Consider the following 23,904-nt stretch of genomic DNA (forward strand, 5'->3'; position numbering starts at 1 on the left):
TTTGCGTGATAAAAAAATAACATCATGAATAGGGAGGAATGAGCATGAAGGGTTTACCATCAATATTGGTCTCCAACCCAGAGATCGAAGCAGTTGTCAGTGATCTCCAAAACGGTGTGCCGGAGCAGCTGATTTCAGGGCTCAGCGGCTCGGCAAGAACATTATTTATGGCGCTTGCCCAAGATAAGACACAAAACCCTCAGCTGGTTGTGACACATACGCTGTATCAGGCGCAAAAACTGTACGATGATTTGTTGGAATGGTCGGAGAAGGAAGTGCTGTTATACCCGGTTAATGAACTGATTTCTGCTGAAATTGCGGTGGCGAGCCCGGAAATGAGATCGCAGCGGATCGAAGTGCTCGACCGTCTGGTCAGCGGCTTTGATGGAATTGTCGTAAGCCCGGTTGCCGGCCTGCGCCGCCTGCTGCCGCCTGCTGCCGTGTGGGAAGCAGCCCAATGGCCGCTGCATACTGGGGAGGATCTTGACCTGGATAAGTTTCAGCAGTTTCTTTATGCATCGGGGTATCAGCGGGCCGATATGGTAGCTGCACCCGGAGAATTCAGCATACGGGGCGGTATTATCGATATTTATTCGCTTACGGCGGATAACCCGGTGCGTATGGAGCTGTTTGATACAGAAATTGACTCCCTCCGCTTATTTAACCCGGAAGACCAGCGAACAATTGAGCAGATCACCGAAGTGAATATCAGTCCTGCCCAGGAAACGATTCTTTATTCGGAGCAATTTCAGCGTGCAGCAATGGAGCTCGAAGCGGGACTCAGCAAAACGCTGAAAACGGTTAAAGACGAGACAGTAAAGCAGAAGGTGCAGGAGCGCCTTTCGGAAGAAAGGGAGCAGCTGCTGCAGCACGTACGTTTTCAAAGTTTATACAAATATATGCAGTTTTTCTATGAACAGCCGGCTACCTTGAGCGAGTACTTTCCTCAGGAAACAATCCTTTTTATCGATGAAGTGAGCCGGGTGCAGGAAACCGCAGAACGGTTAGATGAAGAAGAAGCCGAATGGCGTACAAATATGGTGGAACAGGGAGAGCTGCCAGTAGAGATGCAGCTTTCATTACCGTTTCATACGCTGATAAAAAATATTGATTTTCCGAAGGTGCTTTTTTCTTTATTTACCCGCAGTTTATCCTATTTTCATCCGCGCCGGGTGGCCAATATCACGAGCAAGGCCATGCAGCAGTTTCACGGCCAGCTGCCGGTGCTGAAAAATGAAATTGAACGTTGGCAGAATGGCGGATTTCGTATCGTCTTTGCTGCTGAGACAAAGGACCGGCTCGAACGGCTGCAGAGAATTCTTGATGACTACGGAATAGAGGCCGAACGGGCTGCGAAAGACGGACCATTTACACCGGGGCGCCCGGCCATCGTGCAGGGACGGCTCGACAGCGGGTTTGAACTGCCGCTTGAAAAGCTTGCTGTTATCACAGAGCAGGAGACGTTTACAAAGCAGGTGCGCCGGTCAAGAAGACGGGAAAAGCTGAATAATGCTGAACGCATTAAAAGCTATTCAGAGCTTCAGGTGGGAGACCTGGTCGTTCACGTAAACCACGGCATCGGGAAATACCTGGGAATGGAAACGCTTGATGTTGGGGGCGTGCACCAGGATTTCTTAAATGTATCCTATGCGGGTAACGACAAACTGTATGTGCCGGTCGAGCAGATTGACCAGGTTCAAAAGTATGTAGGTTCTGAAGAAAAGGACCCTAAAATCTATAAGCTCGGCGGCAACGACTGGAAACGTGTTAAACGCAAGGTACAGTCCTCGGTGGAAGATATCGCTGACGACCTGATCAAGCTGTATGCAGAGCGGGAGGCTACAAAAGGGCACGCCTTTAACCGGTACGAGATGGAGGAGCAGGCATTTGCTGCTGCGTTCCCTTACCAGGAAACCGAGGACCAGATAAAAGCAATTGAAGAAATCCGCGAAGACATGGAACGCGAACGCCCGATGGACCGTCTTTTATGTGGGGATGTTGGTTACGGAAAGACAGAGGTGGCGATACGGGCAGCGTTCAAAGCAGTGATGGATGGCAAGCAGGTGGCCATTTTAGTGCCGACAACGATTCTGGCCCAGCAGCATTTCGATACGCTGACAGAACGTTTCGCCGACCAGCCGATCAACATCGGCTTAATGAGCCGCTTCCGGACGAAAAAACAGCAGAACGAAACGACCCGCGGACTGAAAGCAGGAAGCGTTGATATTGTGATCGGGACGCACCGTGTACTTTCCAAGGACGTACAGTTTCATGATTTAGGGCTGCTGATTGTCGATGAAGAGCAGCGGTTTGGGGTTACTCATAAAGAAAAAATCAAACGGCTCAAGGCAAACATTGATGTGTTAACGCTGACGGCGACACCGATTCCAAGAACGCTGCACATGTCGATGCTCGGCGTTCGTGATTTATCAGTAATCGAGACGCCTCCGGAAAATCGTTTTCCTGTTCAGACGTATGTGATGGAATATAATCCAACGCTTGTCAAAGAAGCCATAGAACGCGAAATCAGCCGCGGCGGCCAGGTGTATTTTATGCATAACCGGGTAGATAACATCAGTCGGATGGCAGACCAGATTTCTATGCTTGTGCCGGAGGCGGAGGTTGCTTACGCTCATGGACAGATGAATGAGCAGGAGCTTGAGTCGGTCATGGTGGAATTTTTAGAGGGAAATAAAGATGTGTTGGTTACGACAACGATCATAGAAACAGGGGTCGATATCCCGAACGTAAATACGCTTATTATTAACAATGCAGACCGGATGGGGCTCTCCCAGCTATATCAGATCCGCGGCCGGGTCGGTAGATCTAATCGCGTAGCGTACTCGTATTTCACGTACCAGCGTGACAAAGTGCTTTCTGAAGTGGCAGAAAAGCGTCTGCAGGCAATTAAGGAATTTACGGAACTCGGCTCCGGTTTTAAGATTGCCATGAGAGACCTCTCCATCCGCGGGACGGGTAACCTGCTCGGCGCGGAGCAGCATGGCTACATTGAATCCGTGGGCTTTGACTTGTATTCGCAAATGCTCAAAGAAGCTATTGAAGAACGTAAGGGCGATCAGCCAAAGCAGCAGGAGCCGGAGATGGAAATGAATATGAAAGCAGATGCCTATATCCCTGATTTCTATATTGACGACTCCAAGCAGAAAATAGAGATGTATAAGCGCTTCCGGGGGCTTGAAACGCTTGATGATATGGAAGACCTGCAGAGTGAAATGATGGACCGCTTCGGGGAATACCCGGTGGAGGTGGAAAAGCTGTTTATTCTCAGTAATATTCGTCTGCGCGCGGTAGCTTCCGGAGTGGAATCCATTTCCCAGGAAGCAAACAAAACCATTATTCTGGTAGGTGAAGCAGCAAGCAGTGAAGCAGATGGCGCTTCGCTGTTCGGACTTGTAAATGAGCTGGGACGTCATATCGGTATTGGCACCAGCGGGAAAAAGATTCAAATATCAGTACAGCACCAGCGGCTCGAAGAGATGAAAATTCTCACCTCTGTGCAGGCGGTCGTTAAAGGCGTACAGGAAGCAAAAAAAGAGCCGGAAGAAACAACGTCTTCGAAGTAGAGCGGGAAGATTGAGGGGATAGAAGATGACAAACGACAGACGCTCGTTCGCCCATCTGCTGAAAAGCGTTTCTCTGCTGACAGCAGCTGCCCTGATTGGAAAAGTATTCAGCGCCGTTTACCGGATTCCATACCAGAACATGACTGGAGATATAGGGTATTATGTGTATCAGCAGGCGTATCCGTTTTATGGTATAGCAATGATTCTTGCTCTCTACGGGTTTCCGGCGGTACTGGCCAGGGAAATGGCACAGCAGAAAAAAGCATTTGACCGGCTGGAAACAATGAAAGCAGCCGGGGTGGTGCTGACTTCTGCGGGTGCTGCGGCTTTTATGCTTCTTTTTTTTCTTGCGCCGGCGGTGGCGGCCAGCATGGGGGACAGGCAGCTTACGCCGGTGCTTCGGATAACTTCGTTCGTATTTCTCCTCGTGCCAGTGCTTTCACTTGGACGTGGATACTATCAGGGCATAGGGAAGATGGAGCCGACCGCTATGTCGCATGTAGTGGAACAGGTGTGCCGGGTAAGCTTTATTTTGTTATTTGTTTGGGCGGCCGTGTCAGCCGGCCAGGGAGTATATGATATAGGAGCTGGAGCGATGGGGGCGTCCGTAGCCGGCGCTGGCGTCGGAGCGGTGATTCTGCTGCTTCTCTGGTGGTCTCACCATCGTCGTGCATCGTTGCCTTTTCATTTTCGGAACTTTGTCGCAGGTTACAAAACTATGGTAAAGAAACTGCTCGTGCCTGGCGTAGTCGTATGCCTTGGGGCAATGGTTTTTATATTTTATCAGTGGATCGATGCATTTACTGTAGTTCCTGGCCTCGAGGCGCACGGTGTTTCGGGCCGGGAGGCGAAAGAAACAAAAGGCGTACTAGACCGGGCACAGCCGCTTCTTCAGTTCGGCACGGTGGTATCTACGGCGCTAGCAGCAGCTGTACTCCCGTCGTTGCGCGGAAACGAAGGAGTTTTTCTTGGTGGACTTTCACTCCGGATCAGCCTGGTTATTGGTGGAGCGGCAGCTGTGGGCCTGTATATGGTGGCTGATTTTGTGAACGTGATGCTGTTTGAAAACAGCAAAGGAACAGAGCTTATGGCTGCACTCGCTGTGTCACTTTTATTTAGTGGATGGATTGTAACCGCGAACGCGATTCTCCAGGGGGCGGACCACGTCCGTACGGCGGCGGGGGCAATATTGGCCGGAGGCGGACTGAAGCTTGTGGGAAATATAGTGCTTATTCCGGCCTTCGGCGCTATGGGGGCAGCTGCGGCTACGATTGCCGGGCTTGCTATGACGAGCCTTCTGCAGGTAGTGCTTTTACAGAAACACCGGCTGGTCTTATGGCCTTCCAGCAGATGGTGCTTTCGATGGCTGGTTCTTCTAGTTTTACTTAGTGCTGTTCTATGGTTGTTGCAGCTGCCTGCCGAAAGCGTCCGTGGGCGTCTGGATGCAGGTGTATGGTCTCTTGGCCTTGCCGGGTCCGGAGTAGTGCTTTGTCTTGTTCTCGTCAAAGGCTTAAAACTGTTCGGGCACCAGGAGTGGAGCATGTTTTCCGCAGGACAGAAACACGAATGAAACGAGGGAGATTTCCTAATGAATGATACAAACATACGACCGGTTATTACTGTCTTAGGACTTGGAGCCGGAGATGCTGGACAGCTTCCCCTGGACGTTTACCGTCGTCTCCGTGCAGCTTCACCTTTATATTTACGTACCAGAGAACACCCGGTGGTCAAGGAGCTTGAAGAAGAGCTTCCGGAATATAAAACCTTCGACCAGATCTACGAACAGACAGATTCATTTGAACAGGCGTACGGTTTCATGACGGAAGAATTGCTGAAGGCTGCCGGGGTGTCCGGGAACATCTGTTATGCTGTGCCGGGTCACCCGCTGGTGGCGGAGATGGTGGTCCAGCAGCTGCTTGAGGCAGAAAAGGCAGAGAAGTGCCGGGTGGTTATCGCAGGCGGCCAGAGCTTCCTGGATCCGGTTTTTGCGGCACTCCGGCTTGACCCGAGTGAAGGGTTTCAGCTGTTGGATGCAACAGCGCTGGAAAGAGAGGACGTACAAGTCTCCACCCACCTGCTGCTTACACAGGTGTATGATCGTATGACGGCTTCAGAAGTGAAGCTGACGCTGATGGAGCTGTATCCGGAAGAGCATCCGGTGCACATGATTTCCGGAGCGGGCACTGCCGCAGAACGGCTTCGGGAACTTCCGCTGTATGAGCTTGACCGGGAGGATTTTGTCGATAATCTAATGTCAGTCTATGTGCCGCCATTGCCTTTTTCAGCCCGGTTCGGCAACTGGGAAAAACTCCGCAGCGTTATTGCCTCTCTTCGAGCGCCGGACGGGTGCCCGTGGGACAGAAAACAGACGCATCAATCACTGAAAAGGTATCTGCTCGAAGAAACCTACGAAGTATTAAGTGCTATCGATGCAGAAGATGACGACAACTTGCAGGAAGAGTTGGGAGATATTTTACTTCAAGTAATGCTTCACGCCCAAATCGGGGAAGAAGAAGGCTTTTTTACTATCGATGACGTAGTGGAATCAGTAACGGAAAAAATGATCCGCCGCCACCCGCATGTTTTCGCAGACGCCGCAGCGACGACCCCGGAAGAAGTAAACTCTCAATGGGAACAGATTAAAAAAGCCGAAAAAGGCAGTGAAAGTGGAAAAACTTCTATACTGGCCGATATTCCGCCAGCAATGCCGGCGCTGATGAGAGCCTATGAAATTCAGAAAAAAGCGGCAAAGGCTGGATTTGACTGGGGCAATGATGCTCCAATGTGGGATAAGCTCCAAGAGGAAATAGAGGAATGGAAAGCAGAGCTTCGGGCAAAGAATGAACAAAACAGTTCGAAAGAGTTTGGGGACGTTTTGTTTGTACTCGTTAATCTCGCCCGGTTCTTCCGTGTACACCCAGAAGAAGCGCTTGAACAGACAAATCAGAAATTCTTTCAGCGTTTTTCCTATATTGAACAGAAAATGATCGAAGAAAACCGGTATTGGAAGGAAAAAAATTTTCTGCAGACAGCGGAAGCATGGTGGCAGGAAGCGAAGAAGGAGGAGCGGTAGCATGAGAATAGATAAGTTTTTAAAAGTGTCCAGGCTGATCAAACGGAGAACACTTGCAAAAGAAGTAGCTGCTCAGGGGAGGATTACAGTAAACGGCAATCAGGCAAAAGCTGGCACAGAGGTTAAACCAGGAGATGAAATTGTCGTACGCTTTGCTTCAAAGACGTTGAAGTTAAGAGTAGAAACTATTAAGGATACAACGAAAAAAGACGAAGCTGAATCTATGTATACGTTGATGGAAGAAGAAAGTAAATAATACGAACGGCCGTTCCTTTTGGGACGGCTTTATTAATTTATGTGGAAGAAAATCTGCGAAAATAGAAAAAATAAAGCGAAAAACTGGCATAAAGAGGAAAAACCGTGTTGAAACTCTTTCGCTGCTCCGTTATGATTAACATAACTAAAATTGTAAATAGTTTGTAAAGTCCGGGATTTACAACAAAGCTTGCATAGACGAGCGAAGGAGGGGCTCTTGATTGATTGAAGAAAAGAAAAAAGTAACAAACATTCATCGACCGCACTCCCACCAAAAAACACAGACCGATGCCCGGAAAGAAGCTGCCGTCCAAAAACAGCGCCGGGGACTGAAAAAAAGAATGACTGCTTTAACGGTCGTTACTGCCTTTGTAGTTATATTGATGGGCATTACGTTGTTTTCACAGTGGCAGACCATTGCAGCCAATAATGAAGAACAACAGCAGATGGAAGAGCAGATGGTGAGCCTTGAAGAGAAAGAAGCAGACTTGAAACAACAGGTAAAGGATTATAATGACCTTGATTACATAGCGGAAGTTGCACGGGAAGAATATTATTTAACTAAAGAAGGGGAAACACTTTATAAACTCCCGGAAAGCGATTCATCTAATTGACATTGTTTTTTTGCTTCAAGTATAATTACTTGGACACAAAGAAATTGAAACGTGATGCGTTTCTCTTTCTTTTGCATTTATCTCTTTTTTTATTTCATATAGGATCCATAAGGGGGAGCATTTTTTAGATGGCAATTGAAGTGGGCAGCAAGGTACAGGGTAAGGTTACCGGCATTACGAAGTTTGGTGCTTTTGTAGAAGTGGAGCCGGGAAAAACAGGTCTCGTTCACATTAGTGAAGTCGCGGATAAATACGTGGAAAACATCAGTGATTTTCTGTCCGTTGGGGATGAAGTGACAGTGAAAGTGATGAAAGTAGAGGATGATGGAAAGATAGGCCTCTCTATCCGTAAGGCGCAGGACCGCCCTCAGGAAGACCGCCCGAAAAGCAGCGGCAGTGGCCGTCCGAAAAGCGGTGGAGACCGGCCGCGCGGTGGCTCGAAGCCTCCTCAACGCCCAGCAAGCTTTGAAGACAAAATGAGCAGCTTCATGAAAGACAGTGAAGAGCGATTAGCTACGATCCGTAAGCATACAGAAAAACGAGGGAAAAAATCCCGTAAGTAATGCCGGAATTGTCCAACCCTGGAGAGAGCCTGCCAGTGCACGGCAGGCTCTCTTTGCTTGGAAAATGTTTGGCCGGAAAACTAATTTCATTTTGCATATTGACTTTTAGTATAAAAACAATTTATAATCGTCAATGTCGCAATAAATGGCGGCGTAGCTCAGCTGGCTAGAGCGTACGGTTCATACCCGTAAGGTCGGGGGTTCGATCCCCTCCGCCGCTACCAATTTATAATTTGAATGTTTCCACTGCTAATCAGGCAGTGGTTTTATTTTGTGCCAATTAATTAAAGCGGTTTCAATAAGAAAACTACTTTTGTTCCGCTGACGAGTATTCTATACTTTAACCCAAAGCACATTAACATAATAATTGAGGAAGGGCGGGGAGGCACGTGGAAAAAACAGAGGACATTATGGCCATGTGTCTGCATGCCGGACAGCTTATGCTTCGGTACGGTTCAGAAACGTTCCGGGTGGAGGATACAATGCGTAGAATGGGACGAGCTGCCGGAATGGAGCAAGTGAACACTTTTGTTACGACAACAGCTATTTTTTTGTCATTTAAATCGCCTGTAGACCAGCGTGATCATATACAAATGCTCCGAATTGATGAGCGTTATCAGGATTTAAGTAAAGTGACTTCAGTCAACCAGCTCTCGAGGGAATATGTGAATGGCCTTCTCACTTCAAGAGAAGTAAAGAAGCAGTTAAAAGAAATTGAAGAGGCTCCGATGAATTATCCCGTATGGTTCATTTATCTGGCTTCAGGTATCGGCGGCGGAGCTTTCTCCTATTTAATTGGCTCAAGTGTCATGGATATGCTGCCAGCCGCCCTCGGAGGACTTGTAACAGCGATTGCGCTCGTGCGCTACCAGATGAGGCTGAAGGTGAAATTTTTCTCTGAATTTCTGGCGTCCTTCACAGGTGCTTTAATTGCTCTGCTGATGGTGCGGATGGGCCTTGTAATAAATACCAATCAGGTAATTATAGGTACTATTATTCCCCTGGTGCCAGGTGTGCCGCTGACAAACGCAGTGCGTGATTTAATGTCGGGAGATTTAGTTGCAGGGGTGGCCAGAGGGGCAGAGGCGGCCGTTTCAAGTATGTCTATAGCAGGCGGGGTAGCAGTGGCACTCACAATTTTTTTCGTATAGTTTGAGGGAAAGAGGTAAATAACAATGGCGATGTTTGCATTTGAACTGGGTTTTTGTTTTGTGGCAACAGTCGCTTTTGCGATTATTTTTAATATTCCGCTTCGGCTCGTCTGGTGGGGCGGGTTTATCGGTGTGTGTACGTGGGCAATTTATTCGCTGATGCCGGTTCTGGGACTTTCGCTCGTTTTTGCAGCAGCGGTGGCGGCTTTTTTTGCTTCGTTTGTCAGCCAATGGTTTGCCCGGTTTATGAAAGTACCGGTAACAACCTTCAGCCTGCCCGGGATTATCCCGCTCATCCCGGGCAGCCGGGCGTATGAAACAATGCTTGCATTTGTGCAGGAGAGGTATTTGTATGGCCTCGAGCAAGGCGTGGAAACAGTACTCCAGGCGATTGCGATTGCAGCCGGGCTGGTGTTTGCCTTTTCGGTATTTTCTATTGGCAAAGGGGTGGGCCAGCGTTATGAAACGCATCGTTGATGAGTGGATCACCAGGTGGGAAATGATACGCCCGGGATCGAAGGTGCTGGCTGCAGTGTCCGGAGGTCCAGATTCCATGGCAGCTGCTTCCATCTTAGAGAGCTTACAGAATAAATATAATTTTACTCTCGGGGTTGTCCATGTAAACCATGGTTTCCGGCCGGAGGCCTCCAAGGCAGAGGCACAGATGGTAAGGGAATGGGCTGAGCGCCATCACCTGCCTTTATTTTCTGCAGCGCTGTTTATGAAAGAAGACCCCGAAGAAAAAGCCACACAGGCAGCGGCACGGCAAAAGCGATATGATTTTTTCTTTCGTATCATGCAGCGGTTTGACTACAATGTGCTGATAACTGGCCACCATGCAGATGATCAACTTGAAACAATGATCATGCAGGCAGCTTCCGGCCGGTCGCTTCTAGGTGAAGAAGGGATCGCTCCAAAGCGTGCAATGAATAACTTCGAGGTTGCGCGTCCTCTGCTTGGTGTGAAAAAAACTGAGGTGCTGGCCTATTGTAAAGAGCTTGGCGTACCTTATGTGGAAGACGAAAGCAATTATTCGGACGATTACAGGCGTAATCGGGTGCGCCGACATATTATTCCAGCACTGACTAAAGAATTTCCTTCGATCCACCGGCATGTGCAGGAAAAATATGAATGGCAAAAGGATCAACAGCACTATATGCGCAGCCAGGCTGAAGCTTCACTGCATTTTTACGGAGAAAGGCTCGAACGCAATTATGCAGTATTATGCATAAACTTTTTTCATGAAACCCCTCTTGCTTTACAAAGGGAAACGGTTTCGCTACTATTGAATTATTATTTTTCTGCAGAAGAAACAGGCATTTCGGCTTCTTTAGTAGATTCCTGTATTCGCTTTGCTTCTGCTTTTAATTCTTCAGGAGAACTTCATTTGCCAGGAGAGCTGCTGGTCCGGAAGTCTTACGGAAGACTGGAGTTTTTAAGCAGGAAAGATGCGGATGCATCTTCTCCTGAACAAATATTAATCTCCGATTTTGGCACTTATCAATACGGCAGCGGCAGTGCCTCAGTGATCCGGGAGCGGCCGGAAGGCGCGGATTTTTGGGTGGCCGTACCGGAAGAAAACCTTTCGTTCCCGTTATACGTAAGACCTCCACGAGCAGGAGATCGAATACATATACCAGGTATGAAAGAAGCTAAAAAAATCCACCGTCTGTTTATAGACGAAAAAGTTCCAAAGCATGAGCGTGCACGCCGCCCCGTATTTACAGATGAGCAGGGAAGCATTTTATGGGTCCCCGGCCTCCGTGCCTCCTTTCGCCATGAAAAGGAAGCGGCATACCTTGTATGGGAAGAGGGTGGACCAGCCACTTAAAATAAGAAGTGACAATTTCGGAAAATTTTTTGCGCAGGGAAGCAAATTCCCTTTATACGTGCTATGATTAAAAACGGACCATTTTTAATGATGGCGGCTTATAATGTGGTAGTACGGCTTCTGTTTTGTGACTATAGTTTTACAAAATAGGGGTTATTAAAAAACAGCCCGGATGAAAGAATGAAATTCGCTTGGGAGGGTAAAGACATTCAGATGCACGATGAAATACAGGATATACTAATTTCGGAAGAAGAGCTGCAGACGAAAATTAAAGAACTAGGCACGACGCTTACAGAAGAATACGACGGGCGTTTTCCTTTAGTGATTGGAGTATTAAAAGGAGCGCTTCCCTTTATGGCAGATATCGTTAAGCGTATGAACATACATCTTGAAATGGATTTTATGGATGTTTCGAGTTACGCCGGGGGCACGGTGTCTACCGGGGAAGTAAAAATTATTAAAGACCTGGACACAACGGTTTACGACCGGGATATCGTGATACTTGAAGATATTATCGACAGCGGGCGTACGCTTAAATACTTAATCAGCCTTCTGCAGACCCGGGGGGCAAGGTCATTAAAAGTAGTAACGCTTCTGGACAAGCCGGAGGGACGCGTTGTGGACCTCACTGCAGACCTGGTCGGCTTTACTGTGCCGGACGAGTTTGTTGTGGGGTATGGTCTGGACTACGCAGAAAGATACCGGAACCTGCCGTATATCGGTGTGTTGAAGCCGGAGATTTATCAAGGCGGATGATTAGGAACAGACAAGTGAATATGATACTATTATTGCAGCTTTCGATGTATGCAGGAGGAGGTCAGGAATGAACCGAATTTTTCGTAACACTGTGTTTTGGCTTTTTTTATTCCTGGTAATTATAGGGATTATCAGCTTTGCCCAAAACGATGGTGGAGATACAAATACAATCAGCAGCACAGAGTTTAATGAACGCCTTAGTGAGAACGAATTTGCTACTATCACGCTCCAGCCTGAGGGCGGAGTTTATAATGTAACAGCTGCTACGAGTGAAAACGCCGAAAATGCGGAGACATACGAATCGTATCTTCCGATGACGAATGAATCCACACAGCAGCTGCAGACAGCGCAGGGCCCGAACGGCAATGCTGTCGAATTTGATACACAGCCGGAAGAAGAAACGAGCGGCTGGGTTACCTTCCTTACAACGATGATTCCATTTATCATTATTTTCCTTCTGTTCTTCTTCCTGCTCAGCCAGTCCCAGGGCGGCGGCAGCCGAATGATGAACTTTGGTAAAAGTAAGGCGAAGATGTACCAGGAAGACAAAAAGAAAGTGCGCTTTAAAGATGTAGCCGGTGCGGAAGAAGAGAAGCAGGAGCTTGTAGAAGTCGTTGACTTTCTGAAAGACGCCCGGAAATTCTCCAATATTGGTGCCCGTATTCCAAAAGGTGTACTTCTTGTCGGCCCTCCGGGTACAGGTAAGACGTTAATTGCCCAGGCAGTTGCCGGAGAAGCAGACGTACCGTTCTTTTCCATCAGTGGTTCAGACTTCGTGGAAATGTTTGTCGGTGTCGGTGCTTCCCGTGTACGTGACCTTTTTGAAAACGCGAAGAAAAATTCACCGTGTATTATTTTCATCGACGAGATTGACGCAGTAGGACGCCAGCGTGGTGCCGGTGTCGGCGGCGGCCATGACGAACGGGAGCAGACGCTGAACCAGCTCCTGGTGGAAATGGACGGCTTTGCCGGCAATGAGGGTATTATTATCATTGCGGCAACTAACCGTGCCGATGTGCTGGACCCTGCACTGCTCCGTCCGGGACGTTTTGACCGCCAGATTCTTATCGGCCGGCCGGACGTAAACGGCCGGGAGGAAATTCTTCAGGTGCATGCGCGTAACAAGCCGCTCGCAGAAGACGTTAATTTCCGGGCTATCGCCCAGCGTACGCCTGGTTTTACCGGGGCAGACCTCGAAAACCTTCTGAACGAAGCGGCGCTTGTGGCAGCCCGGGCTGATATGCAGAAAATCAGAATGACGCATGTGGAAGAAGCGATCGACCGCGTTATTGCCGGCCCTTCGAAAAAATCACGCGTTATTTCCGAAAAAGAACGTAACATCGTGGCCCACCACGAGGCAGGCCATACAGTTGTCGGCATGAAGCTTGAAAACGCGGATATGGTTCACAAAGTAACGATCGTGCCACGTGGACAGGCCGGCGGTTATGCAATGATGCTTCCGAAGGAAGACCGCTACTTCATGACCAAACCGGAGCTGTTAGACAAAATTGTCGGCCTGCTGGGCGGACGTGTAGCAGAGGAAGTTATGTTTAACGAAGTGAGCACAGGTGCTCACAACGACTTCCAGCGTGCGACAGACATTGCCCGTCGTATGGTTACCGAATATGGTATGAGTGAAAAGCTTGGCCCACTGCAGTTTGGCTCGAGCAGCGGAGGCCAGGTATTCCTCGGCCGCGACATGCAGAACGAACAAAATTACAGTGACGCTATTGCGCATGAAATTGATAATGAAATGCAAAGAATCATTATGGAATCTTATGAACGCTGTAAACAGATTCTTACGCAGTACAAAGACCGGCTTGAGCTTGTAGCTCAAAGTCTTCTGGAACTGGAAACGTTGGACGCAGAGCAGATTCGCTCCCTTGTTGAAGACGGTAAGCTTCCAGAGGATCACTATTCGAATAAATCGGATGAAGAGATGGGCGCTACAAAAAGCGAAGAGCAAAAGCGTGAAGAGGAACAGGCTGACCATGTCCTAAAAGACGACAGCGGTGAATCTTCTTCGGAGGACAATTCCTCTGAAAAAACGACAACCTCTTCAGATTCGAGCTCCGATAGTGACGATACGAACCGTCGTGATTAATATAAAAGGGTGCCTGTAAGCAGGCATCCTTTTTTGTATGCGAAAAGAAGTAAATGTTTTCTCCTGCCTGTTCTGCGGTATAGCATAAAAGAAAGAATGCAAGCGGATTAGTTGTTTTTCGAACAGTTTTGTACAATACTATAAATCAGGTTTTCAAAGATAATATAATGATATAGAGAGCAAGAGTGGAAAGGAAGGAAATAAAGCGATGAAAGATTATCTCGTAAAAGCAACAGCGTTTAATCACCAGGTCCGTGCTTACGCCGTGCACACGACAGAAATGGTGGATGAGGCGGTCAGACGCCATCAGGCCTGGCCCACGGCATCGGCGGCTCTAGGCCGTGCGATGACGGCAGGTTCCATGATGGGGGCAATGCTTAAAGGCGACGACAAACTAACCATTAAGATTGAAGGTCACGGCCCTATGGGACCAATTATTGTTGATAGTAATTCTTCCGGCGACACCCGTGGGTATGCTCACAATGTGCAGGTGCATTTCGATTTAAATGAACACGGTAAATTAGACGTAGCACGCGCCGTCGGCACAGACGGCACTCTGTCAGTCGTTAAAGACCTCGGCATGCGTGATATGTTTACCGGCAATGTGCCGATTGTCTCCGGGGAGCTTGGAGATGATTTTACGTATTACTTCGCAAATTCCGAGCAGCTGCCTTCGTCTGTGGGACTCGGAGTGCTTGTGAACCCGGATAACTCCGTAAAAGCAGCCGGAGGTTTTATTATTCAGGTACTCCCGGATGCTGAAGAGGAATACGTAGCCCGCCTCGAACAGCAAATCCAGCAGATGCCGCCGGTATCTAAGCTGATTGAGCATGGCAAAACCCCGGAGGAAATTCTTCATGTTATCCTCGGCGAAGAAGTAAATGTGCTTGATACGCAACCGGTACAGTTTGCCTGCCAGTGCTCCAAAGAGCGGGTAGAAAATGCGATTATTTCCCTTGGCACCGATGAACTTCAGGATATGATCGAAAAAGACGGGGGAGCAGAGACTACATGTCACTTTTGCAATGAGGTTTATCACTTGAGCGTAGATGATCTGGAGCGCCTGAAAGAGCGAACTGCAGAAATTGAAAACCGTTCCTAGATTATTTCTGCGTCTTTTGATCTACAGATTGACAGAAGTTGACCAAATTGATACGATTAAACTATTATAAAACCAATAAATTTACTTGGTGTTTGAAGGAGGAGCATGAATGAAGGCTGCAAATAACGTTACAGAACTCATTGGAAATACTCCCGTAGTAAAACTAAACCGTTTAACCGGGGAAAACGATGCAGATGTTTATTTGAAACTCGAATATATGAACCCAGGGAGCAGCGTAAAAGACCGTATTGGTCTTGCGATGATCGAAGCTGCCGAGCGGGATGGCCGCTTAAAAGAAGGGGATACAATTGTTGAACCAACAAGCGGTAACACAGGCATCGGCCTGGCTATGGTAGCTGCTGCCAAAGGCTACCCAGCGGTATTGGTAATGCCGGAGACAATGAGCATGGAGCGTCGCAATCTTCTTCGTGCCTACGGCGCAGAATTGGTGCTTACACCTGGCCCTGACGGCATGGGTGGTGCAATTTCCAAAGCGAATGAACTCGCTGAAGAAAAGGGCTACTTTATGCCGCAGCAGTTTGAAAATGAAGCGAATCCGAAAATTCACCGTGAAACCACTGGCCGTGAACTGCTAGAGCAGATTGACGGACCGATTGATTCCTTTGTATCGGGTATTGGCACCGGCGGCACGATTTCCGGTGCCGGCGGTCTCCTGAAGGAGCACTACCCGGATATGCGTATTGTTGGTATTGAGCCAGCCGATTCTCCAATTCTGAATGGCGGAAATAAAGGCCCTCATAAAATCCAGGGTATCGGCGCTGGCTTTGTACCGGGCACGTTGAATACGGATGTTTACGATGAAGTTGCGGAAGCAACGACGGAGCAGTCGTTTGAATATGCCCGCCGTGCTGCCCGCGAAGAAGGCATTTTAGGCGGTATTTCTTCCGGATCGGCTATTTACGTTGCACTTGAGGAAGCGAAAAAGCTCGGCAAAGGCAAGAAGGTCGTGGCTGTGATTCCTAGTAACGGGGAGCGGTACCTGAGTACACCGCTGTACCAATTTGAAGATACTGCAGACTAACAAAAAACCCTTAAAGAGTCCGTGTCCCGTAATGGGCCGGGCTTTTTTTAGGTTCTATACTATTGGTGGGAGGATCACAGCGTTCTGATTGTTTTTTTATAAAAAATTTCGTAGACTTGGAGAAAATATAAAGAGAATTTTCTGTGAAAGAGAGAGAATTGGATAAAACCGGGGGCATAAACATAATGGATGAGCGACTGGCCCGAGGGCCTCAAGCAGAAAAATCATATACACAGACTACGACATCGTTTTTTCAGACGAATGACCAGTTTTTTCAGGCGTTTGAGTTTCTTGCCAGGGAAGAACCTTATCACGTACTGCTTGAAAGTGGACGCCAGGGCGAACTCGATATCGCCGCTCTTCGCCCTTTTGCGGTAATAGAAGGAAAAAATGGGGAGACGAGTTTTCATAGACATGAGAGTACTGAAATGCACGCGGGAGACCCGCTTGAAGCGTTGGCGAAATGGATGGAGCCGTACCATCTGCCCACGGCTTCAGCTCTCCCGGCTTTCCAGGGAGGTGCAGTCGGCCAGATAAGCTATGACTATGTCAGATACGTAGAACATTTGCCGGAGCTGGCGGTGGATGATTTGAGGATGCCGGATGTCTATTTTCTTCTTTACGATTTGTTTTTCATCCATGATAAAAAAACGGGGGAAACTTGGGTATGGCATTTACATGCCGAAGGGGAAGACACCGTTAAATTCGTTGAAGGATGGAAAAAAGCATGGCTGGAGGCGGCGGAAAAGTCTTCCGGGCAAGAGCGTTTAGAAGCGGAGAAGGCTGTCTCCGCTGAAAAGTCGGTACCTTCTTTTTCCGAGGAATTGTTCGGCGGAGCAGTGGAACAGATTAAAGAGTATATTACCGCCGGGGACGCGTTCCAGGTGAATTTATCTACCCGCCAGACCCAGCTGTTGCATACCTCTGCCTTTCATATTTATCAGAAGTTAAGGGAGCTGAACCCATCCCCGTATATGGGATACATGCATACCCCGGATTGGCAAACGGTCAGTGCCTCCCCCGAGCTGCTGGTTAAAAAACGAGGCGCGGAGGTATCCACCCGCCCGATTGCCGGAACTCGTTCGCGAGGAAAAGACGAAGAGGAGGACATGGCGCTTGAACAGGAATTAATGGGAACGGAAAAAGAGCGGGCCGAGCACGTCATGCTCGTCGATCTTGAAAGAAATGATCTCGGCCGGGTCTGCCGTTATGGTTCGGTAACAGTAGATGAATTAATGGCAGTGGAGCGGTATTCTCACGTAATGCATATCGTTTCCAATGTAAGAGGAATACTTGCTGAAACAGAGCAGGTATATGATATGATAAGGGCAGTATTTCCTGGAGGAACGATCACCGGAGCCCCTAAAGTGCGTACGATGGAAATTATCGAAGAGCTTGAACCGGTGCGCCGGGGCTTCTATACAGGAGCGTTTGGCTGGATCGGCTACAACAAGGATGCAGAGCTGAACATTTCGATCCGGACGATGCTTGCCAAGGACGGGTACGCTCACGTTCAGGCAGGGGCCGGCGTTGTTATCGACTCCGACCCGAAAGCAGAATACAAAGAATCAATCAAAAAAGCCAGAGCGTTATGGGAAGCGAAAAGACAAAGTGAAGCAGAGGCCGGCATTACTCATGAGCAGAGCTGAGATTAGAATGGAAAGGAAGATTTTCGCATGATTTTAATGATTGATAACTACGACTCGTTTACGTACAATCTCGTGCAATACCTCGGAGAAATGGGAGAAGAACTCGAAGTACGGCGTAACGACCAAATTACGGTGGAGGAGATCGCCCAATTAAATCCGGACATCCTGATGATTTCCCCGGGACCCTGCAGTCCGGATGAGGCGGGGGTCAGCGTCGAAGCGATACGCCGCTTTGCCGGAGAAATCCCGATTTTTGGGGTGTGTCTGGGCCATCAGGCGATTGCGCAGGCCTTTGGCGGCGATGTTGTACGGGCGGAGCGGCTGATGCACGGAAAAACGTCGGATATCCACCATGACGGTGTAAGTATTTATACCGATCTCCCCAATCCATTAACGGCTACAAGGTACCACTCGTTAATAGTGAAAAGAGAAACGCTGCCGGACTGCTTTGACATTACCTCTGAAACGGAAGCCGGAGAGATTATGGGGATCCGTCACCGGGCGCTTCCTGTGGAAGGCGTGCAGTTTCATCCCGAATCGATTATGACCGGTGAAGGAAAACAGATGCTCAAGCGCTTTGTGGACCGGCACCGGCAGTCAGAAGAGGTGCTGTAGCATTGTATATTTATATAGACGGTGAGATAAAGAAGGCGGGCGAAGCTCGTCTTTCTGTATTTGATCATGGTTTTATGTATGGCCTTGGCTTGTTTGAGACGTTTCGGGTGTATAATGGGCATCCGTTTTTGCTGAACGCTCATATGGAAAGACTCGAAGCCAGCGCAGAAGAGCTCGGCATTGTCTTCCGCTATGAACGCGAAATGGTCAAGGAAGAAATTCAGCAGCTGCTCGATGCCAACGGGCTGCACAATGCCTATGTACGCTACAACATCTCTGCAGGGCCCGGGGGTCTGGGGCTTCAAACAACGCCCTACCTTGATCCGGTTACTGTTATTTACATGAAGCCGCTTCCGGCAGCGGGAGCGGAACCTATTCAAAAGGACGCCTTGTGGCTCCAGCTGAGACGGAACAGCCCGGAAGGACGGGAGCGCATGAAGTCCCATCATTATATGAACAACTGGCTTGCCAAGCAGGAAATGAAAGACCGGCCGGAAGCGGAAGGTATTTTCCTCAACGAACAAGGATATGCTGCTGAAGGAGTGGTGTCCAATATTTTCTGGCGCAGGGGAAATACTTTATATACGCCGGCAGTGGACACAGGTATTTTAAACGGCATTACACGTCAATTTGTGATACAGTTAGCACATGAAAATGACTACATCGTGGAGGAAGGTTACTTTCTCCCGCAGGATATAGAAGCAGCAGAAGAAATGTTCGTCACGAACTCTATTCAGGAAATTGCATTCGTACGTGCCCTTGAAGATCGTTATTTTCCGAGCTGTTCAGCGGCCCAGCTGCTGCACAGCCGCTACCGGGAAGAAAGAGAGACAAAATAACAGCTGGCACGACAGGGAGGAGAGAAAATGCGTAATCAGGTAATGCGATGGAAAAGCTGGGAGCTTGATTTTTCCAAAAAAACGTTTGTCATGGGAATTTTAAACGTGACGCCGGATTCTTTTTCTGACGGAGGCCGGTACAGCGAGGTGGAGCGGGCTGTCGTGCAGGCAGAAAAGCTGGTGGAGGACGGAGCGGATATTATCGATATCGGCGGGGAATCAACCCGCCCAGGGGCAACATTTGTAGAAGCAGAAGAAGAGCAGCGGCGGATCCTTCCGGTACTCGAAGCCCTGAGGGGACGGATAGGCGTGCCTGTCAGTGTGGACACCTACAAAGCCTCCACGGCCGAGGCAGCTCTCAGAGCCGGAGCGGACATCATTAACGATGTATGGGGAGCGAAAGCAGATCCCGATATGGCCCGGATAGCAGCTGAATACGATGTGCCGATAATTTTAATGCATAACCGTGATAATACGGAGTACGAGGATTTGATGTCTGACATGATTCAGGAAGTTTATGAAAGCATAGCTATCTGCGACCGGGCCGGGGTCAAAGCAGACCGCATTATTCTGGATCCAGGCATTGGCTTTGCAAAAACCTATGAGCAGAATCTGGAAGCTATGCGGAAAATGGATCAGTTTACGTCGCTTTCGTACCCTGTGCTTCTTGGCAGTTCCCGTAAATCGCTCATATCAAAAACACTTGAGCTTCCAGCTCATGACCGTGTGGAAGGCACAGGTGCGACGGTGAGCCTCGGTATTGAACGCGGGTGCGATATCGTCCGTGTGCATGAGGTAAAAGAAATGACGCGCGTAGCCCGGATGATGGACGCTATGCTTGGAGTAAGAAAGGAGCATTCGGTTGGATAAAATTCATTTGCAGGGAATGGAGTTTTACGCTTATCACGGGGTGTTTGAAGAAGAAAACAGGCTGGGCCAGCGGTTTCGTGTGAATTTAATATTGGAAGCTGATTTAAAGCCGGCCGCTGCTAAAGATGATGTAGAAAAAAGCGTCAATTATGCCGAAGCATTTGAAGCGGTTAAAGAGGCAGTGGAAAATCAAACGTACCGTCTGGTAGAAACGATTGCTGAAAAGATTGCGGAAACAATATTTGAGCGTTTTAATATTGTGGAGCAGCTTCACGTGAAAGTGATTAAGCCGGATCCGCCCATCCCCGGCCATTATGATCACGTCGCCATCGAGATGACCAGGGTTCGTCCATAATGCCCCAGGTTTTTATTGCGCTGGGTTCGAACCTTGGGAAGCGGGAAGAGTATTTAAAGCGGGCGGTTCTGAGTATGAAGCAGGAAGAAAAGATGAAGCTGACAAAGCTTTCACCGGTGTATGAAACCGCACCGGTGGGAGTGACCGATCAGCCGCATTTTCTGAACATGGTTTCCGAATGGAATACTGATTACGGCCCGGAGGAACTGCTGGAGAGGCTTCACCGGATTGAGCATGAACTTGAGCGCATACGTGAAGAACGGTGGGGACCGAGGACAGTGGACCTTGACATTCTTATCTATGATGAAGAAAATATGAACAAGGAGCATTTAATTATTCCGCACCCCCGGTTAACTGAGCGGGCGTTTGTGCTGGTGCCGTTTTTTGATATTGCCCCGGACCGTTTTGTTCACGAGGACAGGACGGTTCGTTGGTATGTGAAAAAACTCCCGGAGAAGGAACGGGCCGAGGTAGTCTACTGGGGCGATCTGTTAATAGAAGAAGACGCGTGAAAATAAAGACAACACATAGGAGGTTGCTGTGGTGTTAAAAATTCGTGACATAGAAATGAATAACCCGGTGGTGCTTGCTCCGATGGCGGGAGTCAGCAACCCTGCTTTCCGACTGATTGCGAAGGAATTTGGAGCAGGCCTGGTGTGCGCAGAAATGGTAAGCGACAAGGCAATACTGCACGAAAATGAAAAATCGATGCGGATGCTCTACGTGGATGAAAGGGAAAAACCGCTCAGTCTCCAGATTTTCGGCGGAGACCAAGAAACGATGGCTGGAGCTGCTGAAGTAGTGGATCAGCATACAAATGCAGATATCATTGATATAAATATGGGCTGTCCTGTCCCGAAAATCACTAAGTGTGATGCAGGGGCCAAGTGGCTGCTTGACCCGGACAAAATTTATCAAATGGTAAAAGCAGCTGTGAGCGCAGTAGATAAGCCCGTAACGGTGAAAATGCGGATGGGCTGGGACGACGAGCATATACTGGCTGTGGAGAACGCCCAGGCTATTGAAGCAGCTGGTGGTGAAGGCGTTGCGGTACACGGGCGCACCCGGGTGCAGATGTATGAAGGCGTGGCGAACTGGGACATACTGAAGGAAGTAAAAGACTCGGTAAATATTCCAGTAATTGGCAATGGGGACGTATCTACCCCTCAGGATGCCCGGGCGATGCTTGATACAACTGGAGTGGATGGGGTCATGATTGGCCGTGCTGCTCTCGGGGACCCTTGGATGTTCTACCGCACGGTCCAGTATTTGGAGACAGGAAAGCTTGTGGAAGAAGAACCGACTCCGAAGGAAAAAATGGATGTATGTATCGTGCATATGGACCGTTTGATAGAGTTGAAAGGCGAAGACGTAGCTGTAAGGGAAATGCGCAAGCACGTGGCCTGGTATCTGAAGGGAATGCACGGAGGTTCTAAGGTACGGGGCAGAGTAAATGAATTGAATACACGCGATGAAGTGGCGGAAACACTATATAATTTTGTCGGTTCTACGGAAGCTCCCAGTATGGCATAAGTATTTGTACTAAGAGCGGCTTCTTCCAGGGAAGCCGCTCTGTTTATGACTGCCGGAATAAAAATGGAAGCAAAAGGTATTTATATAGAAGGAAAATTAAAACGATCTAAAGGGGAGACTACTATGAGCCAGGATCAAGAGCTGAACGACCAGTTCCGTGTACGGCGGGAAAAAAGAGAAGCATTGATAAACGAAGGAAGAAATCCTTTTGGGCAACGCTTCGCGCGTACGTATGATTCAAAAACCATGCACCGGGAGTTCGACGCTTTCTCTAAAGAAGAGCTAAGTGAAAAAAATACGGATATTACGATTGCAGGACGCATGGTTACTAAGCGGGGAAAAGGAAAAGCGGGGTTTGCACACCTGCAGGACCTTGAAGGGCAGATCCAGATTTACGTGCGGAAAGACGAAGTCGGCGACGAAGCGTACGAAGGCTTTAAGGATATGGATATCGGAGACATTGTTGGGGTGCGGGGCCGTGCATTTAAAACAAATGTAGGGGAATTATCTGTGCGGGCAACAGAAGTAACGCTTTTAACAAAGGCTCTTCGCCCACTGCCTGATAAATACCACGGACTTCAGGATATTGAGCAGCGCTACCGTCAGCGTTATTTAGATCTTATTGCGAATCCGGAAGTAAAAGACACGTTTATCATGCGGAGTAAAATTATCCAATCTATGAGAAATCATTTGAACCGCCAGGGTTTTTTGGAAGTGGAAACACCGATGCTGCATACGATACCGGGCGGAGCATCTGCGCGGCCGTTTGTTACTCATCACAATGCCCTGGACATGGAGCTTTATATTCGTATTGCAATTGAATTGCATCTAAAGCGACTCATTGTCGGAGGCATGGAAAAGGTCTATGAAATTGGACGTGTCTTCCGTAATGAAGGAATTTCGACCCGCCACAACCCCGAATTTACTATGATGGAATTGTATGAAGCTTTTGGAGACTATGAAGATATTATGGATTTGACCGAAAGCTTAATCGTGCAGATTGCGGAAGACGTGCTCGGGAGCACGACTCTTCAATATGGGGAAGAGCAGATTGAACTCGGCAACCAGTGGAAAAGAATGCACATTGTAGACGCTGTTAAAGAAGAAACTGGTGTGGATTTCTGGCAAGAAATGAGTGACGAAGAAGCGAGAGCGCTAGCTAAAGAACATAATGTGCCTATCCGGGAAACGATGTCCTTCGGTCATGTGGTTAACGAATTTTTTGAGCACTTTGTTGAAGAGAAACTAATTCAGCCTACATTTGTGTATGGGCATCCGCTCGCTATTTCTCCACTTGCGAAGAAAAACGAAAAAGATCCCAGATTTACAGACCGTTTTGAGTTATTTATTGTAGGGCGTGAGCATGCAAACGCCTTTAGTGAATTAAACGACCCTGTAGATCAGCGGGAGCGTTTCGAAAAACAGGTGGAAGAAAGAGAAGCCGGAGATGAAGAAGCTCACATGATGGACTATGATTATCTTGAAGCAATGGAATACGGACTCCCACCAACGGGAGGGCTCGGAATAGGCATTGACCGGCTGGTTATGCTGCTGACGAACTCTGCTTCTATCAGAGATGTGCTCTTGTTTCCGCAAATGCGGAGCCAGGCTCCCCACGAAGAGTAGATAGTTTTTTGCCGGCTTTCTGACTCGAAAGCCGGCATTTATATAAAAAATTAAAAGAAAATATAAAAATGGGTTGCGTACAAATAAGAAACGATGATATATTATTTTTTGTCGCCGTAACGAAAGCGGCAAGCTGCTTAGGCAGTTGAAAAAAAGTTATTGACTTATTAACACTGCGGTGTTAACATATAAAAGTCGCAAAAATAACGACAGATTGTTCTTTGAAAAGGAAAGACAAGCCAGAGCCCCAATTAAAAGCAACACTTTTTTTAGGGCATCACTGATGCCACAGCATCAAACTTTTTACGGAGAGTTTGATCCTGGCTCAGGACGAACGCTGGC

The 23,904-nt window shown here is 48.4% G+C and carries 21 protein-coding genes and 1 tRNA gene; all 22 read left to right on the forward strand.

What is annotated here, in order from left to right; all coding sequences use genetic code 11:
- The first annotated feature begins 44 nt into the window (after window positions 1-44).
- The 22 genes from mfd to lysS all read left to right on the forward strand — a co-directional run bounded on the left by mfd (window position 45) and on the right by lysS (window position 23,562).
- Window positions 45-3,584: a transcription-repair coupling factor gene (gene mfd / locus ACTTK6_RS09330; protein WP_462833260.1), complete on the forward strand. Its 3,540-nt coding sequence runs from the start codon at window positions 45-47 to the stop codon at window positions 3,582-3,584.
- 25 nt (window positions 3,585-3,609) lie between these two features.
- Window positions 3,610-5,154, forward strand: a complete 1,545-nt coding sequence (locus tag ACTTK6_RS09335; protein WP_079474395.1) for a polysaccharide biosynthesis protein — start codon at window positions 3,610-3,612, stop codon at window positions 5,152-5,154.
- 18 nt (window positions 5,155-5,172) lie between these two features.
- Window positions 5,173-6,657, forward strand: a complete 1,485-nt coding sequence (yabN, locus tag ACTTK6_RS09340) for a bifunctional methyltransferase/pyrophosphohydrolase YabN (RefSeq protein ID WP_462833261.1) — start codon at window positions 5,173-5,175, stop codon at window positions 6,655-6,657.
- A 1-nt stretch (window position 6,658) separates the two neighbouring features.
- Window positions 6,659-6,913, forward strand: coding sequence for an RNA-binding S4 domain-containing protein (locus tag ACTTK6_RS09345; RefSeq protein ID WP_079474393.1), 255 nt, complete (start codon window positions 6,659-6,661; stop codon window positions 6,911-6,913).
- A gap of 220 nt (window positions 6,914-7,133) precedes the next feature.
- Window positions 7,134-7,526: an FtsB family cell division protein gene (locus ACTTK6_RS09350; protein ID WP_079474392.1), complete on the forward strand. Its 393-nt coding sequence runs from the start codon at window positions 7,134-7,136 to the stop codon at window positions 7,524-7,526.
- A gap of 128 nt (window positions 7,527-7,654) precedes the next feature.
- On the forward strand, window positions 7,655-8,089 hold the full coding sequence (locus tag ACTTK6_RS09355) for a S1 domain-containing RNA-binding protein (protein WP_079474391.1): 435 nt from the start codon (window positions 7,655-7,657) through the stop codon (window positions 8,087-8,089).
- 147 nt (window positions 8,090-8,236) lie between these two features.
- Window positions 8,237-8,313: transfer RNA gene (locus ACTTK6_RS09360), tRNA-Met, on the forward strand.
- 165 nt (window positions 8,314-8,478) lie between these two features.
- On the forward strand, window positions 8,479-9,240 hold the full coding sequence (locus ACTTK6_RS09365; RefSeq protein WP_079474390.1) for a threonine/serine exporter family protein: 762 nt from the start codon (window positions 8,479-8,481) through the stop codon (window positions 9,238-9,240).
- Between the two features lie 24 nt (window positions 9,241-9,264).
- Window positions 9,265-9,717 (forward strand): threonine/serine exporter family protein, encoded by a 453-nt coding sequence (locus tag ACTTK6_RS09370; protein WP_233133439.1) that lies wholly within the window; start codon window positions 9,265-9,267, stop codon window positions 9,715-9,717.
- Entirely contained in the window at window positions 9,701-11,071 is a 1,371-nt protein-coding gene (tilS, locus tag ACTTK6_RS09375; protein ID WP_462833262.1) for a tRNA lysidine(34) synthetase TilS, read from the forward strand. Before ACTTK6_RS09370 ends, tilS begins: the two co-directional genes overlap by 17 nt.
- Window positions 11,072-11,284: 213 nt before the next feature.
- The gene (gene hpt, locus ACTTK6_RS09380) at window positions 11,285-11,827 is read left to right on the forward strand and encodes a hypoxanthine phosphoribosyltransferase (RefSeq protein ID WP_179124044.1); all 543 of its coding nucleotides are present in this window, start codon (window positions 11,285-11,287) and stop codon (window positions 11,825-11,827) included.
- Between the two features lie 67 nt (window positions 11,828-11,894).
- Entirely contained in the window at window positions 11,895-13,931 is a 2,037-nt protein-coding gene (gene ftsH / locus ACTTK6_RS09385; RefSeq protein ID WP_079474386.1) for an ATP-dependent zinc metalloprotease FtsH, read from the forward strand.
- A gap of 208 nt (window positions 13,932-14,139) precedes the next feature.
- On the forward strand, window positions 14,140-15,033 hold the full coding sequence (hslO, locus tag ACTTK6_RS09390) for an Hsp33 family molecular chaperone HslO (RefSeq protein WP_079474385.1): 894 nt from the start codon (window positions 14,140-14,142) through the stop codon (window positions 15,031-15,033).
- 109 nt (window positions 15,034-15,142) lie between these two features.
- Complete coding sequence (gene cysK / locus ACTTK6_RS09395) at window positions 15,143-16,075, forward strand: cysteine synthase A (RefSeq protein ID WP_462833263.1); 933 nt, start codon at window positions 15,143-15,145, stop codon at window positions 16,073-16,075.
- Between the two features lie 185 nt (window positions 16,076-16,260).
- The gene (locus ACTTK6_RS09400) at window positions 16,261-17,724 is read left to right on the forward strand and encodes an anthranilate synthase component I family protein (protein ID WP_462833264.1); all 1,464 of its coding nucleotides are present in this window, start codon (window positions 16,261-16,263) and stop codon (window positions 17,722-17,724) included.
- 27 nt (window positions 17,725-17,751) lie between these two features.
- On the forward strand, window positions 17,752-18,339 hold the full coding sequence (gene pabA, locus ACTTK6_RS09405; RefSeq protein WP_462833265.1) for an aminodeoxychorismate/anthranilate synthase component II: 588 nt from the start codon (window positions 17,752-17,754) through the stop codon (window positions 18,337-18,339).
- A 2-nt stretch (window positions 18,340-18,341) separates the two neighbouring features.
- Window positions 18,342-19,178, forward strand: a complete 837-nt coding sequence (pabC, locus tag ACTTK6_RS09410) for an aminodeoxychorismate lyase (RefSeq protein WP_462833266.1) — start codon at window positions 18,342-18,344, stop codon at window positions 19,176-19,178.
- Window positions 19,179-19,205: 27 nt separating this feature from the next.
- Window positions 19,206-20,048: a dihydropteroate synthase gene (gene folP, locus ACTTK6_RS09415; protein WP_462833267.1), complete on the forward strand. Its 843-nt coding sequence runs from the start codon at window positions 19,206-19,208 to the stop codon at window positions 20,046-20,048.
- Entirely contained in the window at window positions 20,041-20,403 is a 363-nt protein-coding gene (gene folB, locus ACTTK6_RS09420) for a dihydroneopterin aldolase (RefSeq protein WP_079474379.1), read from the forward strand. The genes folP and folB overlap by 8 nt, the downstream gene beginning before the upstream one ends.
- On the forward strand, window positions 20,403-20,915 hold the full coding sequence (gene folK / locus ACTTK6_RS09425) for a 2-amino-4-hydroxy-6-hydroxymethyldihydropteridine diphosphokinase (protein WP_094908862.1): 513 nt from the start codon (window positions 20,403-20,405) through the stop codon (window positions 20,913-20,915). Before folB ends, folK begins: the two co-directional genes overlap by 1 nt.
- A gap of 31 nt (window positions 20,916-20,946) precedes the next feature.
- Window positions 20,947-21,936 carry a tRNA dihydrouridine synthase DusB gene (gene dusB / locus ACTTK6_RS09430; protein ID WP_094908863.1) on the forward strand — a complete coding sequence of 330 codons (990 nt, stop codon included), beginning with the start codon at window positions 20,947-20,949 and terminating at the stop codon, window positions 21,934-21,936.
- A gap of 123 nt (window positions 21,937-22,059) precedes the next feature.
- Window positions 22,060-23,562, forward strand: coding sequence for a lysine--tRNA ligase (lysS, locus tag ACTTK6_RS09435; RefSeq protein WP_079475032.1), 1,503 nt, complete (start codon window positions 22,060-22,062; stop codon window positions 23,560-23,562).
- The last annotated feature ends 342 nt before the right edge of the window (window positions 23,563-23,904 follow it).

The sequence above is a fragment of the Marinococcus salis genome, from assembly GCF_054971365.1.

Coding starts and splice junctions, on each gene's coding strand:
- mfd (WP_462833260.1), top strand. CDS start 45: ATGAAGGGTTTACCATCAATATTGGTCTCCAACCCAGAGATCGAAGCA.
- ACTTK6_RS09335 (WP_079474395.1), top strand. CDS start 3,610: ATGACAAACGACAGACGCTCGTTCGCCCATCTGCTGAAAAGCGTTTCT.
- yabN (WP_462833261.1), top strand. CDS start 5,173: ATGAATGATACAAACATACGACCGGTTATTACTGTCTTAGGACTTGGA.
- ACTTK6_RS09345 (WP_079474393.1), top strand. CDS start 6,659: ATGAGAATAGATAAGTTTTTAAAAGTGTCCAGGCTGATCAAACGGAGA.
- ACTTK6_RS09355 (WP_079474391.1), top strand. CDS start 7,655: ATGGCAATTGAAGTGGGCAGCAAGGTACAGGGTAAGGTTACCGGCATT.
- ACTTK6_RS09370 (WP_233133439.1), top strand. CDS start 9,265: ATGGCGATGTTTGCATTTGAACTGGGTTTTTGTTTTGTGGCAACAGTC.
- tilS (WP_462833262.1), top strand. CDS start 9,701: ATGAAACGCATCGTTGATGAGTGGATCACCAGGTGGGAAATGATACGC.
- hpt (WP_179124044.1), top strand. CDS start 11,285: ATGCACGATGAAATACAGGATATACTAATTTCGGAAGAAGAGCTGCAG.
- ftsH (WP_079474386.1), top strand. CDS start 11,895: ATGAACCGAATTTTTCGTAACACTGTGTTTTGGCTTTTTTTATTCCTG.
- hslO (WP_079474385.1), top strand. CDS start 14,140: ATGAAAGATTATCTCGTAAAAGCAACAGCGTTTAATCACCAGGTCCGT.
- cysK (WP_462833263.1), top strand. CDS start 15,143: ATGAAGGCTGCAAATAACGTTACAGAACTCATTGGAAATACTCCCGTA.
- ACTTK6_RS09400 (WP_462833264.1), top strand. CDS start 16,261: ATGGATGAGCGACTGGCCCGAGGGCCTCAAGCAGAAAAATCATATACA.
- pabA (WP_462833265.1), top strand. CDS start 17,752: ATGATTTTAATGATTGATAACTACGACTCGTTTACGTACAATCTCGTG.
- folP (WP_462833267.1), top strand. CDS start 19,206: ATGCGTAATCAGGTAATGCGATGGAAAAGCTGGGAGCTTGATTTTTCC.
- folK (WP_094908862.1), top strand. CDS start 20,403: ATGCCCCAGGTTTTTATTGCGCTGGGTTCGAACCTTGGGAAGCGGGAA.
- lysS (WP_079475032.1), top strand. CDS start 22,060: ATGAGCCAGGATCAAGAGCTGAACGACCAGTTCCGTGTACGGCGGGAA.